This is a genomic window from Bathymodiolus azoricus thioautotrophic gill symbiont, assembly GCF_001298715.1.
In the GTDB taxonomy this organism is placed as follows: Bacteria; Pseudomonadota; Gammaproteobacteria; order PS1; family Pseudothioglobaceae; genus Thiodubiliella.
Genome location: NZ_CDSC02000152.1, coordinates 1 through 3,847 on the forward strand (window position 1 = coordinate 1; position 3,847 = coordinate 3,847).

Here is a 3,847-nt window from a genome sequence, read left to right on the forward strand (position 1 = left end):
GGTAATGTCAAACGATCGACACTGGATAGAATTGATTCAATTGTGTTTGGATTTAGTGGTAATAGGCTGTCTTATAAGATGTTGGTATTAATGTAAGTTAGTCCCAGTTTTTATTTGCGAAATCCCCCTATTTAGAGTATAATAAATGCAATTTAATTAAGCCTTTTTTGCATGTCTGAAAACATTGATAATCCTGAAGCGTTCACGCCTAATTTCCCCGTAGTTACTATTGAAGATGAAATGCGAGATTCCTATTTGGAATACGCAATGAGTGTCATCGTTGGTCGTGCTCTGCCTGATGTCCGAGACGGACTAAAACCTGTGCATCGTCGGGTGCTTTATGCCATGGATGTGTTAGGTAATGACTACAACAAAGCTTATAAAAAATCAGCGCGTATTGTTGGTGATGTGATTGGTAAATATCACCCGCATGGTGATACTGCGGTATATGACACTATCGTTCGTATGGCACAGCCATTTTCAATGCGTAGTATCTTAATTGATGGTCAAGGTAACTTTGGTTCTGTTGATGGTGATCGTGCAGCGGCCATGCGTTATACGGAAATCCGTATGACAAAACTTTCACATGAATTATTACGCGATTTAGATAAGCAAACCGTTGATTTTATTGACAACTATGATGGTTCAGAATCAGAGCCAAGCGTTCTACCAACGCGTGTTCCTAACTTATTGGTAAACGGTTCATCAGGTATTGCGGTAGGTATGGCAACGAATATTCCACCGCACAATTTAGGTGAGGTTGTTGATGCTTGTTTGGCGGTCATTGATAAAGACACAATAACGCTTGATGACCTGTTAGCATTGATACCTGGTCCTGATTTTCCAACAGCGGGTATTATTAACGGTGCATCTGGTATTCGTCAAGCTTACGAAACAGGCAAGGGTAAGATTTATTTGCGTTCGGTCTCTCATGTTGAAGGCGAAGACAAACAAAGTATTGTCGTAACAGAATTGCCGTATCAGGTAAATAAAGCCAAGTTAATTACTAAGATTGCTGAGCTGGTTAAAGACAAAAAAGTTGACGGCATTACAGGTTTAAGGGATGAGTCTGATAAAGACGGTATGCGTATGGTGATTGAGCTGCGTCGTGGTGAAGTGCCAGAAGTAATGCTCAACAACTTATACAAGCTGACTGAAATGCAAACGGTATTTGGCATCAATATGGTGGCAATTGACAGAGGTATGCCGAAGCTAATGACGCTCAGAGGTATTATTGATGCCTTTATTGCACATAGGCGTGATGTGGTTACCCGCCGTTCTATCTTTGAACTCAACAAAGCAAGAAGCCGTGCACACATCTTAGAAGGCTTATCTGTTGCACTAACTAACATTGATGAAATTATTGAAATGATTAAGGCAGCACCCAACCCAGCTGAGGCGAAGATTCAATTGGCATCTAAGACTTGGATTGGCACTGTGGTGAAAGATTTGATTGGCGAGCGCGATATGTCTTTGTTTAAGCCAGAAAATTTGCCAGAAGAGATGGGTTTGCAAGCAAATGGCGAATACCAGTTCTCACCAAAGCAAGCACAAGCCATTCTTGATTTAAAGCTTCATCGTTTAACAGGGTTAGAAAAAGACAAGATTTTTGATGAATTTAATGAACTGTTAGAAGGCATTAAATATTTGCTTGATATTTTGCAAAATCCTGAAAAGTTAATGCAAGTGATTCGTGATGAATTAATTGAAATTCGCGATAACTTTGCTAATGGGCGACTCACTGAGATTATTGAAAATAAAATTGACCTAACTCTAGAAGATCTAATCGCACAAGAGGAGCGCGTTGTTACCTTATCGCATGGTGGTTATGTTAAGGCGCAATCACTGAGTGATTATCAAGCGCAGCGTCGTGGTGGCAAGGGTAAGGCGGCAACAAAGATGAAAGATGAAGATTTTGTTGACCAACTGTTTGTGGCGAATTCTCACGATACCGTTTTGTGCTTCTCATCAATGGGCAAGGTGCATTGGCTCAAAGTTTATGAATTGCCAATGGCATCACGCACGGCGCGTGGTAAGCCAATTATTAATTTATTGCCACTAGAAAAAGATGAAGTTATTAATGCAATCTTGCCAGTTGAGCGGTTCACTGATGATCAATTTGTCTTTATGGTAACCAGTAGCGGTACCTGTAAGAAAACATCACTGACGAATTTTTCTCGCCCAAGAAAAGGCGGTATCATTGCCATTGAGCTCAGAGATGGCGACAAATTGGTAGGGGTTGATATTACTTCTGGAGAGAATGATATTATGCTGTTCTCAGCAAATGGTAAGTCAATTAGATTTAGGGAATCAGATGTACGCGCCGTTGGTAGAACAGCTATCGGTGTGCGTGGTATGAAATTAAAAGATGATGAAATCGTCTCAGCTATTATTGCTGATGATTCAAGTCCAATTCTAACTGCCACTGAAAAAGGCTACGGTAAGCGTACTAATCTTGATGAATATCGAGCCCAAGCGCGTGGTGGATCAGGTGTTATTTCTATTAAGACCAGCGATAGAAATGGCAAAGTAGTCGGTGCTATTCAAGTTACCGATGAAGATGAAATGATGCTAATTTCTAACAAAGGCACATTGGTTCGTGCAAGAGCTAATGATGTGTCTATTATTGGCAGAAACACTCAAGGTGTCACACTTATCAAAATCGCCAAAGGCGAGAAATTAGTTTCCATTGCTAAAATTGCTGAAACTGAAGACGAGGGTGAAACGCCCGAGGAAGAAGTAGAATAATAAAGAAACTATGTAGGCGTAAGCGTAAAAAATCTTGAAAATGCAAGAATGGGGAGTGTAAATTAAACTGGGTAAATCGTTTCTAAAGGGTAATTTTCCATATACATGCTGATGGCGAAGGTGCGTATGGTATTTATTTGTATGTTGTTGTGCAAGCAAAAGTACCTCAAGTGATTTATTTACATACTTCTTCCTTTTGGGTTGTCATGCAGTTATAAGGCCCAAGTTGAAGGTTTGCATTGCCTGCCATTTGTGCAGAAGGTGCAAGTTGATCTGTCTGCATGGCCACAATTTTCGTTTTCGTATATTTCAATTCATCAAGTATTTTATTAATCTGTTCAATCATTAACTTGGTTTTATCTGCATCACCAATATCATATATTTGCACGACCTTTATGGATGATCCAACTGTATTGCCTTTTTCCAAGAGTGTAGCGAGGATATTTTTCAGTGCATTCAGGCAACCACAGCCATTTTCATTGAGTACCACATCAGAGGATAAATGCACGAGACCAACGCCATTGTGTGTTTGACCTTGGAAGAGCACTCCAATGCCAACGCATGTGGCAATGCCCATTGTGTAAAGGCAGATTGTCTCTAAATTTGGCTGAGATTTTTTGGCACTTGCAAAGCCAAGATACTTGGGATTTTCCCAGTCGTTATTTTTAATCTGATCTGTTCCAGTCATATCTACAAATTGAAGCTGTTTCAATTGTTGGTGTTGATTAGATATACATGATACTTTAACCTGTAAATCCTGAGGAATAGGTGGAAATTTTTCAATCATGATGGCGCTCCTATGTAATGCATATATAAAAGTTTTATTGTGAGACCTTTACATAACCCAACCAAAAAACCACCAACCTGATAAAACAACACCCATCTAAAACAACCATAAAACACCCAAAATGTCTTGGAAAAACACCCAACAAAATTCATTTGCAGATTCTCTTGTTATTGAACATAAATCTCTATCAGAACTAGACGATGTGCATAATACCATTTTCAAAAATAAAAGATATAAATATGGTAAAATAATAAGTTTTTAACAAGACAATAAAATCATGCCAAGACCTCGTTCACTTCCAAAATCTTTTTT

General features: G+C 39.2%; 2 protein-coding genes. One reads left to right on the plus strand and one right to left on the minus strand.

Features of this window, described 5'->3' with window-relative positions:
* Positions 1 to 171: 171 nt before the first annotated feature.
* Positions 172 to 2,748 (plus strand): DNA gyrase subunit A, encoded by a 2,577-nt coding sequence (gyrA, locus tag BAZSYMA_RS03150; RefSeq protein WP_090715561.1) that lies wholly within the window; start codon positions 172 to 174, stop codon positions 2,746 to 2,748.
* Between the two features lie 175 nt (positions 2,749 to 2,923).
* On the opposite strand, the gene BAZSYMA_RS03155 is transcribed toward gyrA, so the two are convergent.
* Entirely contained in the window at positions 2,924 to 3,535 is a 612-nt protein-coding gene (locus BAZSYMA_RS03155) for a hypothetical protein (RefSeq protein ID WP_090715564.1), read from the minus strand.
* Between the last annotated feature and the right edge of the window lie 312 nt (positions 3,536 to 3,847).